A 15,496-nucleotide genomic window follows, 5' to 3' on the forward strand; every position below is an offset into this window, starting at 1 on the left:
GTCCTCGTGAAGAACATCGCGCTGTGCTTCGACCAGTCCGGCTATCGCGGTAACGCCGCGGCGCTCGGTGAGTTGCTCTTCCGCTCCGACCGGCAGATCGTCTGGTCGTCGATCGGCACCACCGGCGACCAACCGCCCGTGCGCAGCCTGCGCCGGCGACGGGCCCGCGAGGTCGACGTGGCGCGCGCCCATGTGGTCGAGGCCTACGAATATCTGGCCGAGCACTGGGAGTCCGGGGATCGCGTGTTCGTGTTCGGGGCCGGTCGCGGCGGGTACTGCGCGCGGGCCCTCACCCGACTGCTGGGCACCGTCGGCGTCCTGTCCTCCACCGCAGACGCCCCGGCACCCGAACTGCGCGAGTACGTGCTCGCCACCTACGCGGTACCCCGCACCCCGCGGGAGCCTGCCGACTGGCAGCGCGTCGGGCGACTCGCCGCCGCGCTGAGCGGATGCGCCGACGCGTCGGTCGGCGTCGAATTCCTCGGGCTGTGGGACACCCTCGGCGTGCCGGGCCTTCCGCGCCGCAGCGGCCCCGACCCGCTCTCCCGGGTCGGCGCGGCGCGCCACGCGCTGGCCATCGACGCGCGGGTGGCCCCGGTACCGCTCGGCCACACCGGCCCCGAGGTGGAGGAGGTGTGGTTCCGCGGCGCGCACTGCGATATCACCCGCGGCAGACACGCCTGCGCGCCGCTGGCGGACATCGCGCTGGACTGGGTGCTCGACGGCGCGGTCGCCGCGGGGCTCGAGGTCGCCGACGCGGCCCGCCACCAGACACCTGCCCCCTGTGCCGTCGACGCACTGGCCGGGAGCACCCACCCGGTCTCCCTGCGCCGCATCCCCGCCGGCGCCGCCGTGCACGCCAGCGTGGATTGCTACCTGCGGGCGCACCCGTCGTACTGGCGCCGGCTTCCGGCCTGCATCGAGTGGGCCGATCCGGACTGGGTGGCGCGCGGCGAACGTCTGATGGCTGCCCCATCGCCGATCGAGACGTCCGCCGCGCAACCCGAACTGGCCTCGGCGTCCTAGCGCTACTTCCAGCCTGATCCGATCCCGCACTCCCAGAGCCCGAGCTTCGGAATTCCGTTGCCGTCGTGACGCTTCGACTTCTTCGTGCGGCGGGTGCGCCGCTCGGATCCGAGATCGTCGGCCGACTGCCTTCTGGTGACGCGCATGATGTCCTCCTTCGTCTGGAGCGCGGCGACCCCTCGTTCCGCCGCGCTGACAGGAACGCTAGGGACGTGCACGGCCGGGGTCGTGCGTAGTCGGCTACGTGTATCGCGTGCCGCTGTGCCGCAGCGGCGCGGGTAGTTTCCCGGGTCGTCAAGGCCTCTCTCGCCGGCGCCATTCCCGGGTCGCTTCGCTCCTGCCCGCCGGTGCTACCTTCGATCCGCCCGACCCACCGCCCCCAGGAGCCACCATGACCAGCACCGTTTCCTACGCACTCGCCGACTCCGTCGCCACCATCACCCTGGACGACGGCAAGGTCAACGTGCTGGGACCGGCGATGCAGGCCGCCATCAACGAGGCGCTGGACCGGGCCGAGGCCGACAAGGCCAAAGCCGTCGTGCTGGCCGGCAACGCCCGGGTGTTCAGCGGCGGCTTCGACCTCGCGGTGTTCCAGTCCGGTGACGCCGCCGCCGCGCACGACATGCTCGCGGGCGGGTTCAGGCTGTCGGTGCGGACGCTGACGTTCCCCGTACCGGTGATCATCGCGGCCACCGGACCGGCGATCGCGATGGGATCCTTCCTGCTGCTGTCGGCCGATCACCGCGTCGGCGCGCCGAAGTCGCGCTGCCAGGCCATCGAGGTCGCCATCGGCATGACCATCCCGATCTCGGCCATCGAGATCATGCGGATGCGGCTGACCCCGGCGGCGTTCGAGCGGGGCACCGCACTGGCCGCGACATTCGTCGGCGACGAGGCGATCGCCGGCGGCTGGCTCGACGAGATCGTCGAGGCCGACCAGGTCCTCGCCCGCGCCCAGCAGGTGGCCGCGGAGGCGGCGGCGACGCTGCACGCCGGAGCGCACCTGGCCACCAAACTCAAGGCCCGCAAGCCCGCCCTGGACGCGATCCAGGCCGGAATCGACGGCCTGGCAACCGAATTCAGCCTGGGGTAGGCACGTGACCCACGTGCGCGGCCGGACCTGGCGACACGGCGAGCCCCAGGACGACTTCGTGTTCTCGTCGATCTCCGACTGCCTGGCCGCCGAGGACACCCTGGTGTGGTGCGACATCTACGATCCCGACCACGCGATCCTCAAAGACCTCGCCGAGGAACTGCATCTGAACGCGTGGGCCGTCGAAGACGCGCTCGCCGACGCCGAACGCACCAAGGCCGTCGTCTACCGCACCCACACGTTCTTCACCGTGTACGGCGTCACGATGACCGAGGCGCCCGACACCGCACCCGGGGATGCGTCGCCGTCGCTGCTGGAGGTGCACCGGATCTCGGGTTTCGTGCTGCCGCGTGGGCTGATCACCGTCCGGCTGTCACCGCATTTCGACATCGACGAGGTGTCGCGCCGGTTCGACGAGCTCGGCGGCCAGGAGTACGGGGTGGGCGCGCTGGTCCACGGTCTGCTCGATGTGGTGGTCGACGGGCACTTCACCGCGGTGCAGGTGCTCGACGACGCGATCGAGAGCCTCGAAGACGATCTGTTCGCCGAAGAGACCCCCCGGAAGGGACTGCAGCGCAAGACGTTCCAGCTGCGCAAGGATCTGGTCGCGCTGCGCCGGGTGGTGCTGCCGATGCGCGAGGTGGTCTCGGCGATCCAGCATCGCCGGCTCGACGCCAAGACCGCACCGGAGCTGGACCCCGTCTACGCCGACCTGTACGACCACGTGCTGCGGGTCTCCGAGTGGACGGAGTCGTTGCGGGACATGGTCACCACCGTCTTCGAGACCAACCTGTCGCTGCAAGACGCGCGGCTGAACACCGTGATGAAGAAGCTCACCGGCTGGGCCGCCATCATCGCGGTGCCGACGGCGATCACCGGGTTCTACGGCCAGAACGTGGACTATCCCGGTATCGAGACTGTCGCCGGATTCCTCACCAGCTCGGCGATCATCGTGGTGCTGGTGCTCGTCCTGTACGTGATGTTCAAGCGGCGGGACTGGCTGTAGCGTCCAGTGTTCCGAGGACGGCGCCGGCACCGGAGTACGTGGCGGTGAACCCGTTGCGCCGCTCGGACACCGCGCACGCGTCCCAGCCGGCGCCCCAGCCGCGGTACTTGAGCGTGAAAGCGCCGATAGTGCAGGAGAATCCGGGCACCGTGTCCCACGACGCCGGGTAGCCCGCGGCGGTCAGTCCCGCGACCAGGCCCTGCTGGGCGGCGTCGCGCCAGTGTTCGGCGGCCACCGCGCGCCCGGCGGCGACGTTGTGCGCCAGCGTGATGTCCCCGGCGGCGAAGACGTTCTGCGCCGAGGTGTGCATGTGTTCGTCGACGACGACGCGGCCCTCGCGGATGTCGAGGCCCGCCTCGACAGCCAGCCGCACGTCGGGCCGGACCCCTGTCGCGGCGACGACGAGCTCGCCCTCGACCTCCTCGCCGGAGGCCAGGGTCACCCCGATGTCCCCGACGGCCGCGGCAGGCGCCGACCCGACGAAACGCACCCCGGCATCGGAGAGCATCTTGACCACGCGCTCGCCCACGTCGACGCCGAAGCGGCGGGCCAACGGCACCGGCTCCGGCGCGACGACCGTGGTGTCGACCCCGCACTCGGCCAGGCAGGCCGCCGCCTCGCAGCCGATCAACCCGGCCCCGATCACGACCGCCGAGCCTGCGTGCCGCGCCGCCATCCGCAGCGCGACCGCGTCGGCGAACGACCGCAACGGCAGCGCCCGCTCCGCACCGGGCACCGTCAACGGCACCGCGCGGGAACCGGAGGCCAGCACCAGGTGCCAGTACGGGTAGCGCATCCCGCCGGCGGTGACGACCTCCTGGGCCGCGAGGTCGATGCGGTCGACCGTGACGCCGAGGATCAGGTCGATGTCGTTGCGGTCGAACCATCCTGCGCTGTGCAGGTCCAGCTCAGCGGGCCGGCCGCACAGATACTGTTTGCTCAGCGGCGGCTTGGCATACGGCAGCGCCGGGTCGGTGGACAGGATCCGCACCGGGATGTGCCGGTGCCGTGCGCGGAACGTCTCGGCCGCGCTGACCCCCGCGGGACCACTGCCGATGGCGAGGAATCCCGGTGCCACCATGGCCTCTGGGTACCACGTGCGGGAGCGGCCCAACCGCGGCCGGAGCAAACTGGTCAGGGTTTGGTCAGATCCGTTGAGCGCGGCCGCCCGGTGTGCGAGCATCGGCGCATGGAGCCAACAGGGGACCCTGAGGCCCGCATCCGCGACCTCGAGCGGCCGCTCGCCGAGCAGGCCGGCGCCACCGAGATGGGCGCCACCGCGCCGCTCCCGCCTCCTCCGTACGGCGCCCCGCCGACCGCCCCCTACCAGGCCCCGCCCTACCCCCAGTACGGCTCCCCCTACTACGCCCCGCCGCAGCAGGTCGTGCACAAACGGGGGCAGCCCGCGCTGTGGCTGATCCCGCTCGTCGTCGGCGTCGCGGTCGTCGCGGGCATCGTCGGTGTCGTCATCTACTTCGTCGTCGGCACATCCCCGACCACCGGGGTGTCCGGTGGCGGCGGTTCGGTCGCCGTGCCCACGATGCCGGCCATGCCGTCGATGCCTGCCATGCCGTCGATCCCGTCGATCCCGTCGATCCCCGGCGTCGGCCCCACCGACGAGGTGCTCACGGTCGAGGCGGGCGGTTCGTTGTCGATCGGCGGCGTCGGCAAGAAGCAGACGGTGATCTGCAACCAGGGCACCGTGAGCATCAGCGGCATGAACAACACCATCGAGGTGCAGGGCTCCTGCGCGGCGGTGACGGTGTCGGGCATGGACAACACCCTCACGGTGGAGTCGGCCGGCACCATCGGCGCCTCGGGCTTCGACAACAGGGTCACCTACCGCAGCGGCGACCCGCAGACCTCGCAATCGGGCACGGGCAACGTCATCGAACGCGGCTGACCCCCCTTGCCGCGAGCGTGCGTGTCTGTACCCGACACACCGCACGCAACCGGGAGTTCGTGCACGCTCGCCGCGCATGGGCGTGCGCTGGAGGAAGGAGACGCCATGGGCGCCGGCACCACCGACCCGCGACTGACAGGTCAGTTCGCCAAAGCTCTCGTCTTCGCCGAGCTCAAGCACCACACCCAGCTGCGCAAGGGCGGCGGCGCCCCATACATCGGGCACCTGCTGTCGGTGGCCGGGCTGGTCATCGACGCCGGTGGCACTGAGACGCAGGCGATCGCCACGCTGCTGCACGACGCCGTGGAGGACGCCGGCGGACCGGCGACGCTGACCGAGATCCGGGCGAACTTCGGCGCGGACGTGGCCCGCATCGTCGACGAATGTAGCGACACCGACGAAACCCCGAAGCCGCCGTGGCGGGAACGCAAGCAGCGCTACATCGCGCACCTCGACGAGGTCGGTGCCGACACCCTGCTGGTATCGGTCGCCGACAAACTCGACAACGCCCGAGCGATGCTGCGCGACTACCGGGACGTCGGCCCGAAGTTGTGGCAGCGGTTCACGGTCACCGACCCGCAGCAGCATCTGTGGTACTACCGCGAGCTGCTGACCGCCTACCGTCGCCGCGGCGCCGGCAGCTGGATGGTCGACGAACTGGGCCGCGTGGTCGACGAGTTGGCCCGCCTCGTGACACAGCGGGAGCGCACCGTCGTAGTCTGAGTCCCGATGGCGCTACATCTCCATCGGGCCGATCGCACCGACCTGCTCGCCGACGGCCTGGGTTCGATGCTTGCCGTTGCGCCCCCCGACCCGTTCGCCGAGGACCTCGTGCTGGTCTCGGCGCGCGGCACCGAACGCTGGCTGAGCCAGCGGCTGTCCCACATCCTGGGCCGCGGCGACGGCCAGGACGGGGTGTGCGCCGGCATCGTCTTCCGCCATCCGCGCTCGCTCGTCGCCGACCTGACCGGTACCTCCGACGACGACCCGTGGGCGCCCGACGCCATGGTCTGGCCGCTGCTCGGTGTCATCGACGGCTCGCTGGACCAGCCGTGGTGCGCCACGCTGGCCGCGCACCTCGGCCACACCGAGCAGGGCGAGGAGAGGGAGCTGCGCCAGGGCCGCCGCTACGCCGTGGCCCGCCGGATCGCCGGCCTGTTCGCCTCCTACGCCCGACAGCGTCCGCAGCTGCTGGTCGACTGGGCCGAAGGCCGCACCGACGCGCTCGACGCGGACCTGAGGTGGCAACCCGAGCTCTACCGCGCGCTGCTGGCCCGGGTCGACGCCGACCCCCCGCCCGTCCGGCACGCCAAAGCCGTTGCGCGGCTGCGGGACTCCGCCACCGATCTACCGAGCCGGTTGTCGCTGTTCGGTCACACCCGGTTGCCGCTCACCGAGATCGAACTGCTGCACGCGCTCGGCGCGCACCACGAGCTGCACCTGTGGCTACCGCACCCCAGCGACGATCTGTGGGTGGCGCTGAGGGACAGCCACGGGCCGGTGCCGCGCCGCACCGACACGTCGCACCGCGCCGTCGGTCACCCGCTGCTCGCGGCGCTGGGCCGCGATCTGCGTGAACTGCAGCGTGCCCTGCCGGCCGCCCCCGCGTCGGACTCCTTTCTCGGCTCCGCCGACCGTCCGCCGACGCTGCTGGGTTGGCTGCAGTCCGATATCGCGGCGAATGCCGTTCGTGCGCAAGGTCGTTCGTTCGACGCCGCCGATCGTTCGGTCCAGGTGCACAGCTGCCACGGACCCGCGCGNCGCTGCTGGGTTGGCTGCAGTCCGATATCGCGGCGAATGCCGTTCGTGCGCAAGGTCGTTCGTTCGACGCCGCCGATCGTTCGGTCCAGGTGCACAGCTGCCACGGACCCGCGCGGCAGATCGACGTGCTGAGGGAGGTGCTGCTCGGTGTGCTCACCGACGATCCCACGCTCGAACCGCGCGACATCCTCGTCATGTGCCCCGACATCGAGACCTTCGCACCGCTGATCGTGGCGGGCTTCGGTCTCGGCGACGTCGTGACGGGCGCGCATCCGGCCCACCGGCTGCGCGTCAAGCTGGCCGACCGGGCGCTCACCCAGACCAACCCGCTGCTGGGCGTGGCCTCTCAGTTGCTCGCGCTGGCCGGTGGGCGCGCCACCGCCAGTGAGGTGCTCAACCTCGCCGAGGCGGCCCCGGTCCGGTTCCGGTTCGGCTTCACCGACGACGACCTCGACGTCATCGGAGACTGGGTGCGGGAGGCCAACATCCGCTGGGGCTTCGACCGCGAGCACCGCCACCCCTACGGCGTCGACTTCGTGCAGAACACCTGGCGGTTCGGCATCGACCGGGTGCTGGCCGGGGTCGCGATGTCCGAGGACGCCCACGCCTGGCTGGACACCACACTGCCCCTCGACGATGTCGGCAGCAACCGGGTGGAACTGGCGGGCCGGCTGGCCGAGTACATCGAGCAGCTCCGCATCGGTGTCGAGAACCTCAGCGGCACAAAAACTCTGCGCGCATGGTTGACGGCGCTGCGCTCCGGGCTCGACCAGCTCACCGCCGCCCCGGACGCCGATGCGTGGCAGGGCGCCCAGGTCGACCGGGAGTTCGCCGACATCCTCACCGACGCCGGAGCGCAGGCCGAGACGTTGCTGCGCCTGGCCGATGTCAAGGCGCTGCTGGACCGTCACCTCGCCGGCCGGCCCACCCGCGCCAACTTCCGGACCGGCACGCTGACCGTCTGCACGATGGTGCCGATGCGCTCGGTGCCCCACCGGGTGGTGTGCCTGGTGGGTCTCGACGACGGGGTGTTCCCCCGCCAGGGCGTGACCGACGGCGACGACGCACTCGCCCGCGATCCGATGACCGGGGAACGGGACAGCCGTTCCGAGGACCGCCAGTTGCTGCTCGACGCGATCGGCTCGGCCACGGAGCGGCTGGTGATCACCTACACCGGCGCCAACGAGTACTCGGGGCAGCGCAAACCGCCCGCGGTGCCGCTCGTCGAGCTGCTCGACGTCCTCGACGTCACCACACCCCGACCGGTACGCGACCATGTCCACATCCGGCATCCGTTGCAGCCGTTCGATGTTCGCAACGTCACGCCGGGAGCGCTGGGTGCACCGCCGGGTGAGCCGTTCACGTTCGACACCACCGCGCTGACCGCCGCGAAGGTCGCGACCGCCGAGCGCACCGCCAAGCCACCACTGATCGGTGCGCCTCTGCCCACGCCGCCGGCTGACGACGTCGTGCTCGACGATCTCATCGCCTTCTTCAAGGACCCGGTCAAGGGCTTCTTCCGGGCCCTCGATTACACGCTGCCCTGGGACGTCGACGCCGTCGAGGACGGGATGCCCGTCGAGATCGACGCGTTGGCGGAATGGAAGATCGGCGACCGGATGCTCGAGGACATGCTGCGCGGGATGACCCCCGCGCAGGCGCAGCAGGCCGAATGGCGCCGCGGCTCGCTGCCGCCCGGGCGGCTCGGGTGGCGGCAGGCCCAGGAACTGGCGCGGCGGGTGGCGGCCCTGGCGGCCGCGGCCCAACAGCACCGCACGCCCGCGCCGCGCGCGTTCGACGTCGACGTCGCCGTCGGAGCCGGCCGGCGGGTGACGGGTACGGTGCCGCGGGTCCACGGCGAGCGCCTGGTGGCCGTCACGTACTCCAAGCTCGACGGCAGGCATCTTCTCGAATCGTGGATCCGGTTGGTGGCGTTGACCGCCCGCCATCCCGGCCACGACTGGACGGCGGTGTGCATCGGCCGGGCCAAGCGCGGCGATTCGCCGCGCCAGCGGCTGCTCGGTCCGCCCGAGGACGCCACCGGGGTGCTCGCCGATCTCGTCGCGATGTACGACGAGGGCCGCCGCGCCCCGATTCCGTTGCCGCCCAAGACGTCCTACGCGTGGGCCGAGACCGACCACCACCGCGGGGCACCGGCGCGGGAAGCGGGCTGGAAGTGGAAGTCGGGCAAGTATCCCGGCGAGGACGCCGAACCCGCCCACGTGAGGGTCTGGGGTCACGGCCGTCCGCTGGTGGATCTGGTGGCCGCGGGCCTGCCGGGCTACGCGGGCCGGCTGTGGTCCCCGATGCTGCGCGCGGAGAGGACCCTCGACTGATGGAACCGTTCGATCTGCTCGGTCCGCTGCCGGCGCCGCGCAGCACCACGGTGCTGGAAGCCAGCGCAGGCACCGGGAAGACGTTCACCCTCGCCGGGCTGGTCACCCGCTATCTGGCCGAGGGCGTGGCGACGCTGGACCAGATGCTGCTGATCACGTTCGGCCGCGCGGCCAGCCAGGAACTGCGCGAGCGGGTGCGCGCCCAGATCCTCGATGCCCTTCTGGCGCTGGGCGATCCGTCCCGCGCGGGAGACAACGCGCTGCTCGCCCACCTGGTGTCGGGCACTCCCGACGAGGTCGACGTGCGGCGGGAGCGGCTGCGTGACGCGCTGGCCGGGTTCGACGCCGCCACCATCGCGACCACGCATCAGTTCTGCCAGCTGGTGCTGCGGAGCCTGGGCGTGGCCGGGGACACCGATTCCGGGGTGCAGCTGGTCGAGAGCCTCGAGGACGTGGTGTCCGACATCGTCGACGATCTGTATCTCGCGCACTTCGGCCAGGAACGCGACGAGCCGCTGCTGTCCTACGACGCCGCGCTGCACCTGGCGCGCGAGGTCGTCGGCGGTGCCCACACCGAACTGCGGCCGGTCGATCCGGCGCCCGGCACGGACCCGGCGGTGCGGGTCGAGTTCGCGACCGCGGTGTGCGCGGAACTCGAGAAGCGCAAGCGCCGGCTCGGCATCCTGCACTACGACGACCTGCTGTCCCGGCTGGCCGACGCGCTGGAGGCCGACGACTCCCCCGCCCGCGCCCGGATGCGGCGGCGCTGGTCGATCGTGATGGTCGATGAGTTCCAGGACACCGATCCGGTGCAGTGGCAGGTGATCGACCGCGCGTTCAGCGGACACTCCACGGTGATCCTGATCGGCGACCCGAAACAGGCGATCTACGCCTTCCGCGGCGGCGACATCGTCACCTATCTGCATGCCGCCGCCACCGCGGGCCACCAGCGCACGCTCGGCACCAACTACCGCAGCGACGGACCGCTGGTCGACAGCCTGCAGGCGGTGATGCGCGATGCCCGGCTCGGCGATGCGCGCATCGTGGTGCGCCCGGTCGCCGCCGCGCACGCCGCGCACCGCCTCGCGGGCGCGCCGCACAACGCGCCGTTCCGGCTGCGGGTGGTCACCCGCGACCAGTTCGGGGTCCGCCCGGACAAGGTCATCCCGATCGACCGGCTCCGCCGCCACATCCCCCGGGACATGGCCGCCGACATCGCTGCGCTGCTCGCCGGCGGTGCGACGTTCTGCGGGGAACCGCTGGTCCCCGGCGACATCGCGGTGATCGTGGAGAGCCACCGGGATGGCCGCGCCTGCTTCGAGGCGTTGACCGCCGCGAACATCCCGGCCGTCTACACCGGCGACTCGGATGTGTTCGCCTCCCCCGCCGCCGACGACTGGCTGTGCCTGCTCGAAGCCTTCGACCAGCCGCACCGCTCCGGCCTGGTGCGCGCCGCGGCCACCACGATGTTCTTCGGGGAGACGGCGCAATCCCTTGTCGCGCAGGGTGACCGGTTGACCGATCGGATCACCGAGACGTTGCGCGGCTGGGCCGACCACGCCCGGGAACGCGGCGTGGCGGCGGTGTTCGAGGCGGCTCAGCGTGCCGGCATGGGCGAGCGGGTGCTGTCCTGGGTCGACGGCGAACGGCACATGACCGACCTGGCGCACCTGACCCAGCTGCTGCAGGAGACCGCGCACCGCGAACACTTCAGCCTGCCGGCGCTGCGGGACTGGCTGCGCACCCAGCGCGAGGAACGCGGCGGTGCGATCGAACGCAGCCGCCGGCTCGACAGCGACGCGGCCGCCGTGCAGATCATGACGGTGTGGGTGAGCAAGGGGCTGCAGTTCCCGGTGGTGTATCTGCCGTTCGCGTTCAACCGCAACATCCAGACCCGCGACGTGGTGCTCTACCACGAAGGAGACACCCGCTGCCTGCACATCGGCGGCGAGCAGAGCCCCGACCACGACGACGTGCAGCGCCGGGGCCGCCGGGAGGCGGCAGGTGACGACGTCCGGCTCACCTACGTCGCGATGACGCGGGCGCAGTCGCAGGTGGTCGCGTGGTGGGCGCCGTCCAACGACGAACCCAACGGCGGCCTGTCGCGGCTGCTGCGCGGGCGCCGCCCGGGCGAGGCGGTGGTGCCCGATCGCTGCGACCCGCCCCGGATCGACGATCCGGACGCGATGGCGCTGCTGCGGGCATGGGCCGACGCCGGCGGACCGGTGCTCGAGGAATCCGTCATCGCCTCCCCGACGCAGGTCGTGAAGGCGCCTGTCCGAGACGATCTGGACGCCCGCCACTTCCACCGCCGCATCGACACCTCGTGGCGCCGGACGTCGTACTCGGGTCTGATCCGCGCGGCCGAGGAGGCGCCGGGGGTGTCGAGCGAACCGGAGGTGACCGAGCTCGACGACGAGGTCGCCGACGTCCCGGTGTCCGAGTCGGGCGCCCTCGGTGCTGACCTCGCGTCCCCGATGGCCGACCTGCCGACCGGCGCCACGTTCGGCACGCTGGTGCACGCGGTGCTGGAGACCGCCGATCCGTTCGCCGCCGATCTGGCGGCCGAACTCGAGACCCAGATCCGCCGGCATGCGCTGTGGTGGCCGGTCGACGTCGCACCGGCCGACCTGGCCGCGGCGCTGATCCCGATGCACGACACCCCGCTGGGACCGCTGGCGCCCGGCGCCACACTGCGGGCGGTCGGGTTGCGGGACCGGTTGCGGGAGTTGGACTTCGAGTTCCCGCTCGCCGGCGGCGATCTGCGCGGGGCCACGCCGACGATCTCCCTGGCCGACGTCGGCGCGCTGCTGCGCGCCCATCTGCCGCCCGACGACCCGCTCTCGGGGTACGCCGCCCGGCTGTCCAGCGGCGCGCTGGCCGCCCAGTCGCTCAAGGGGTACCTCACGGGGTCGCTGGACGTGGTGCTCCGGATCGACGGCCGCTACCTGGTCGCCGACTACAAGACGAACTGGCTGGGCGACCCGGGCGGCGCCCTCACCGCCGCCGACTACGGGCAGCCGCGGATGGCCGAGGCCATGCTGCACTCCGACTACCCGCTGCAGGCGCTGCTGTACTGCGTTGTGCTGCATCGCTTCCTGCGATGGCGGCTGCCCGGGTACACACCGGAGCGTCACCTGGGAGGGGTGCTGTACCTGTTCGTGCGCGGCATGTGCGGGCCGGCCACACCGGTGGTTGACGGGCATCCGGCCGGGGTGTTCAGCTGGCGGCCGCCCGCGGAACTGATCGAGGCCGTGTCGAATCTGCTCGATGGCGCCGCCCACTCGGAGACACTGGTGCGATGACGGATTCTTCGACCTCCCGCGTCGCGGTCTATTTCGACTTCGACAACATCGTGATCAGCCGCTACGACCAGGTCAACGGCCGCAACTCGTACCAGCGCGACCGGTCGCGGGACGACGGTGCCGGTGAGTTCGCGGACAAGCTGCGGCGCGCCACCGTCGACGTCGGCGCCATCGTCGACTTCGCGTCGTCGTTCGGCACGCTGGTGCTCACCCGCGCGTACGCCGACTGGTCGTCCGACGTCAACGCGAACTACCGGCACCAACTGGTGGGCCGCGCCGTCGATCTGGTGCAGCTGTTCCCGGCCGCCGCCTACGGCAAGAACGGCGCCGACATCCGCCTGGCCGTCGACGCGGTCGAGGACATGTTCCGGCTCCCGGACCTGACCCACGTCGTGATCGTCGGTGGCGACTCCGATTACATCGCGTTGGCGCAGCGCTGCAAGCGTCTCGGCCGCTACGTCGTCGGCATCGGGGTGGCGGGCTCGTCCAGCCGCTCGCTGGCCGCCGCGTGCGACGAGTTCGTCACCTACGACGCGCTGCCCGGCGTCCCGGTGTTCGAACCCGAGGAGCCCCGGCCCGAGACGCCGCCGAAGAAGCGTGGCCGACGCCCGAAGGTGCAGGACAACACCCCGGTGGAACCCGAGGACGAGCCCGACCCGCTGGATGCGGCGACGGCACTGCTCACCCGCGCGCTGCACATCGGTTTGGAGAAGGACGACGTGGACTGGCTGCACAATTCGGCGGTCAAGGCCCAGATGAAGCGGATGGACCCGTCGTTCTCCGAGAAGTCGCTCGGCTACAAGTCGTTCAGCGAATTCCTGCGCTCGCACGACGACCTCGTCGAGCTCGACGAGAGTTCGACGGCCCGCCGGGTCCGGCTGCGGGGGGAATCACCGTGACCGTGACGACGCTCGACGCGTTCGACGAGCTGCTCGAACCCGCCGATGTCCATGTGGCGCAGCGGCTCTCGACGCTGACCGGCGAGTCGGACCCGACCGTGGCCCTGGCGGTGGCATTCGCGGTGCGGGCGGTACGCGCCGGCTCGGTGTGCGTGGATCTGCGATCGGTCGCCCAGCAGGTCGGTCAGCCCGAATTGCCCTGGCCCGCACCGCAGACCTGGCTGCGGGCCGTGCAGGCCAGCCCGCTGGTGGACAAGCAGGTGCTGCATCTGATGTCCGATCGCAGCGCCGACCTGCTCTACCTCGACCGGTACTGGCGCGAGGAGCAGCAGGTCCGCGACGACGTGCTGGCGCTGCTGGCCTCGCCGCTGCCCGCCGCGGTGCCCGGCCTCGAGCGGCTGTTCCCCGCCGGGTGGGAAGAGCAGCGTCGCGCCGCGGAAGTTGCTCTGGCGCAATCGCTCACGGTGCTGACGGGCGGGCCGGGCACCGGGAAGACGACCACGGTCGCGCGGCTGCTCGCGCTGCTCGCCGAGCAGGCCGCACTCGCGGGCCGGCCGCCGCTGCGCATCGCGCTGGCTGCCCCGACGGGCAAGGCGGCGGCACGTCTGCTCGAAGCGGTGCGCGCGGAACTCGACAAACTCGACGCCCAGGACCGCGACCGGCTACCGGAGCTGACGGCCTCGACACTGCACCGCCTGCTGCGGCCGCGGCCGGACAACGCGTCGCGCTTCCGACACCACCGGGAGAACCGGCTGCCGCACGACGTCATCGTGGTCGACGAGACGTCGATGGTGTCGCTGACGCTGATGGCCCGGCTCCTCGAGGCGGTGCGCACCGACAGCCGGCTCATCCTGGTCGGCGACCCCGACCAGCTGGCCTCGGTGGAGGCGGGCGCGGTGCTGGCCGACCTCGTGGACGGTCTGGGCGCCCGCACCGGCGTGCGCATCGCGGCGCTGCAGACCTCGCACCGGTTCGGGGCGAGCATCGGCACGCTGGCCTCGGCCATCCGTGACGGCGACGCCGACCGGGCGGTCGAGGTGTTGCGTGACGGCGGGGAGCACATCGAGTGGCTGGCCGTCGATGATCCGGGCGAACGGCTGCGGCCCGTGCTGCTGCCGCACGCGCTGCGGCTGCGGGAGGCGGCGATCCTCGGTGATGCGCGGGCGGCGGCCGGCACGCTCGACGAGCACCGGCTGCTGTGCGCCCACCGTCGCGGCCCCTCGGGCGTCGCGTACTGGAACCGTCAGGTCGAGAGGTGGCTCACCGACGCGACCGGCGAGCCGATCTGGGCGGACTGGTATGCCGGGCGACCGGTGCTGGTGACGGCCAACGACTACGGGCGCAGGCTCTACAACGGCGACACCGGGGTGGCCGTCGTGCGTGGCGAGTCGCTGACCGTGGCGATCGGCGAGCAGGAGTTCGCCGCCGGCCGGCTGTCCGACGTCGAGACCATGCACGCGATGACGATCCACAAGAGCCAGGGCAGCCAGGCCGACGAGGTGACCGTGCTGCTGCCCGCCGAGGAGTCGCGGCTGCTGACCCGCGAGCTGTTCTACACCGCGGTCACCCGCGCGAAGTCGCGCGTGCGGGTGGTCGGCACGGAGGCGTCGGTGCGGGCGGCCGTCGCCCGGCGCGCAGTGCGCGCCTCCGGACTGGCCCGCCGCCTCGCCTGACGGGGCGCACTTTCTGCCAACGGTCGGTCAATTTCTGCCAGCCGAAATGAACCCGGGCACCCGCCGGTTTCGTAGGTCAGATCACCAAGATCAACCCACGAAGAAGGCCCGATCATGAAGAAGTTCACCGTCACCACCGCCGCTGCAGCCGCGCTGACCGCCGGCCTGGTCGGACTGGCTGCCCCCGCGCTGGCCGCCCCGACCGGCGGCAACGCCGCCGACACCATCAGCGCGCTGGAGGCTCAGGGCAACCGCGTCGTCGTCACCCGCCAGTCGAGCACGCCGCTGGACAAGGCGTCCGTCGTCTCGGTCACCCGGGGCCCCGCGATCCCGCAGGGCGTGCCCTTCGCGACCTCGCAGGGCGACAACAACCGCACGGTGCGCAACCAGACCGTGTACGTCACGGTCCGATAACCCGCTCGACGAAATCGGGGCGCCCTCGAACCGAGGGCGCCCCTTTTTCGTGGAACCAGCTGTAACGGTGGGCCGAGAGG

At 71.7% G+C, this 15,496-nt stretch carries 12 protein-coding genes and 1 pseudogene; 11 read left to right on the plus strand and 2 right to left on the minus strand.

Translation table 11 applies throughout. The features are described 5' to 3' along the window. Positions 1–6 precede the first annotated feature (6 nt). Complete coding sequence (locus MCHLDSM_RS20205) at positions 7–1,026, plus strand: phospholipase effector Tle1 domain-containing protein (protein ID WP_048471698.1); 1,020 nt, start codon at positions 7–9, stop codon at positions 1,024–1,026. A gap of 2 nt (positions 1,027–1,028) precedes the next feature. On the opposite strand, the gene MCHLDSM_RS38185 is transcribed toward MCHLDSM_RS20205, so the two are convergent. Then, entirely contained in the window at positions 1,029–1,172 is a 144-nt protein-coding gene (locus MCHLDSM_RS38185) for a hypothetical protein (protein WP_156455022.1), read from the minus strand. Positions 1,173–1,417: 245 nt separating this feature from the next. Between MCHLDSM_RS38185 and MCHLDSM_RS20215 the strand changes: the two genes are divergently transcribed. Both MCHLDSM_RS20215 and MCHLDSM_RS20220 read left to right on the plus strand, forming a co-directional pair. Further along, positions 1,418–2,119 (plus strand): crotonase/enoyl-CoA hydratase family protein, encoded by a 702-nt coding sequence (locus MCHLDSM_RS20215; protein ID WP_048471700.1) that lies wholly within the window; start codon positions 1,418–1,420, stop codon positions 2,117–2,119. 4 nt (positions 2,120–2,123) lie between these two features. Beyond that, on the plus strand, positions 2,124–3,125 hold the full coding sequence (locus MCHLDSM_RS20220) for a magnesium transporter CorA family protein (protein ID WP_048471701.1): 1,002 nt from the start codon (positions 2,124–2,126) through the stop codon (positions 3,123–3,125). On the opposite strand, the gene MCHLDSM_RS20225 is transcribed toward MCHLDSM_RS20220, so the two are convergent. Then, a complete protein-coding gene (locus tag MCHLDSM_RS20225; protein WP_048471702.1) occupies positions 3,103–4,206 on the minus strand; it encodes an NAD(P)/FAD-dependent oxidoreductase in 1,104 nt (367 codons plus the stop codon). The two genes, MCHLDSM_RS20220 and MCHLDSM_RS20225, sit on opposite strands and share 23 nt — an antisense overlap. Before the next feature lie 108 nt (positions 4,207–4,314). Between MCHLDSM_RS20225 and MCHLDSM_RS20230 the strand changes: the two genes are divergently transcribed. From MCHLDSM_RS20230 to MCHLDSM_RS20260, 8 genes and pseudogenes are all read left to right on the plus strand, one after another. Continuing rightward, positions 4,315–5,028: a DUF3060 domain-containing protein gene (locus MCHLDSM_RS20230; RefSeq protein ID WP_053083039.1), complete on the plus strand. Its 714-nt coding sequence runs from the start codon at positions 4,315–4,317 to the stop codon at positions 5,026–5,028. Positions 5,029–5,133: 105 nt separating this feature from the next. After that, positions 5,134–5,751 (plus strand): HD domain-containing protein, encoded by a 618-nt coding sequence (locus MCHLDSM_RS20235; protein ID WP_048471704.1) that lies wholly within the window; start codon positions 5,134–5,136, stop codon positions 5,749–5,751. 6 nt (positions 5,752–5,757) lie between these two features. Then, positions 5,758–6,788: exodeoxyribonuclease V subunit gamma (locus tag MCHLDSM_RS40500; protein ID WP_412178259.1), on the plus strand; the 1,031-nt coding region annotated here is incomplete at its 3' end. Between the two features lies 1 nt (position 6,789). After that, positions 6,790–9,125: pseudogene (gene recC / locus MCHLDSM_RS38555) on the plus strand (exodeoxyribonuclease V subunit gamma); the annotation flags it as partial. Next, positions 9,125–12,430: an exodeoxyribonuclease V subunit beta gene (gene recB / locus MCHLDSM_RS20245; protein WP_048471705.1), complete on the plus strand. Its 3,306-nt coding sequence runs from the start codon at positions 9,125–9,127 to the stop codon at positions 12,428–12,430. The pseudogene recC and the gene recB, both read left to right, overlap by 1 nt. After that, positions 12,427–13,329, plus strand: a complete 903-nt coding sequence (locus MCHLDSM_RS20250) for an NYN domain-containing protein (RefSeq protein WP_048471706.1) — start codon at positions 12,427–12,429, stop codon at positions 13,327–13,329. The genes recB and MCHLDSM_RS20250 overlap by 4 nt, the downstream gene beginning before the upstream one ends. Positions 13,330–13,331: 2 nt before the next feature. After that, positions 13,332–15,002 carry an exodeoxyribonuclease V subunit alpha gene (recD, locus tag MCHLDSM_RS20255; RefSeq protein ID WP_048471748.1) on the plus strand — a complete coding sequence of 557 codons (1,671 nt, stop codon included), beginning with the start codon at positions 13,332–13,334 and terminating at the stop codon, positions 15,000–15,002. Between the two features lie 114 nt (positions 15,003–15,116). Then, positions 15,117–15,416: a hypothetical protein gene (locus tag MCHLDSM_RS20260; protein WP_048417729.1), complete on the plus strand. Its 300-nt coding sequence runs from the start codon at positions 15,117–15,119 to the stop codon at positions 15,414–15,416. Positions 15,417–15,496 lie beyond the last annotated feature (80 nt).

Origin of the sequence: Mycolicibacterium chlorophenolicum, from assembly GCF_001044235.1 — a bacterium.
Classification (GTDB): domain Bacteria; phylum Actinomycetota; class Actinomycetes; order Mycobacteriales; family Mycobacteriaceae; genus Mycobacterium; species Mycobacterium chlorophenolicum.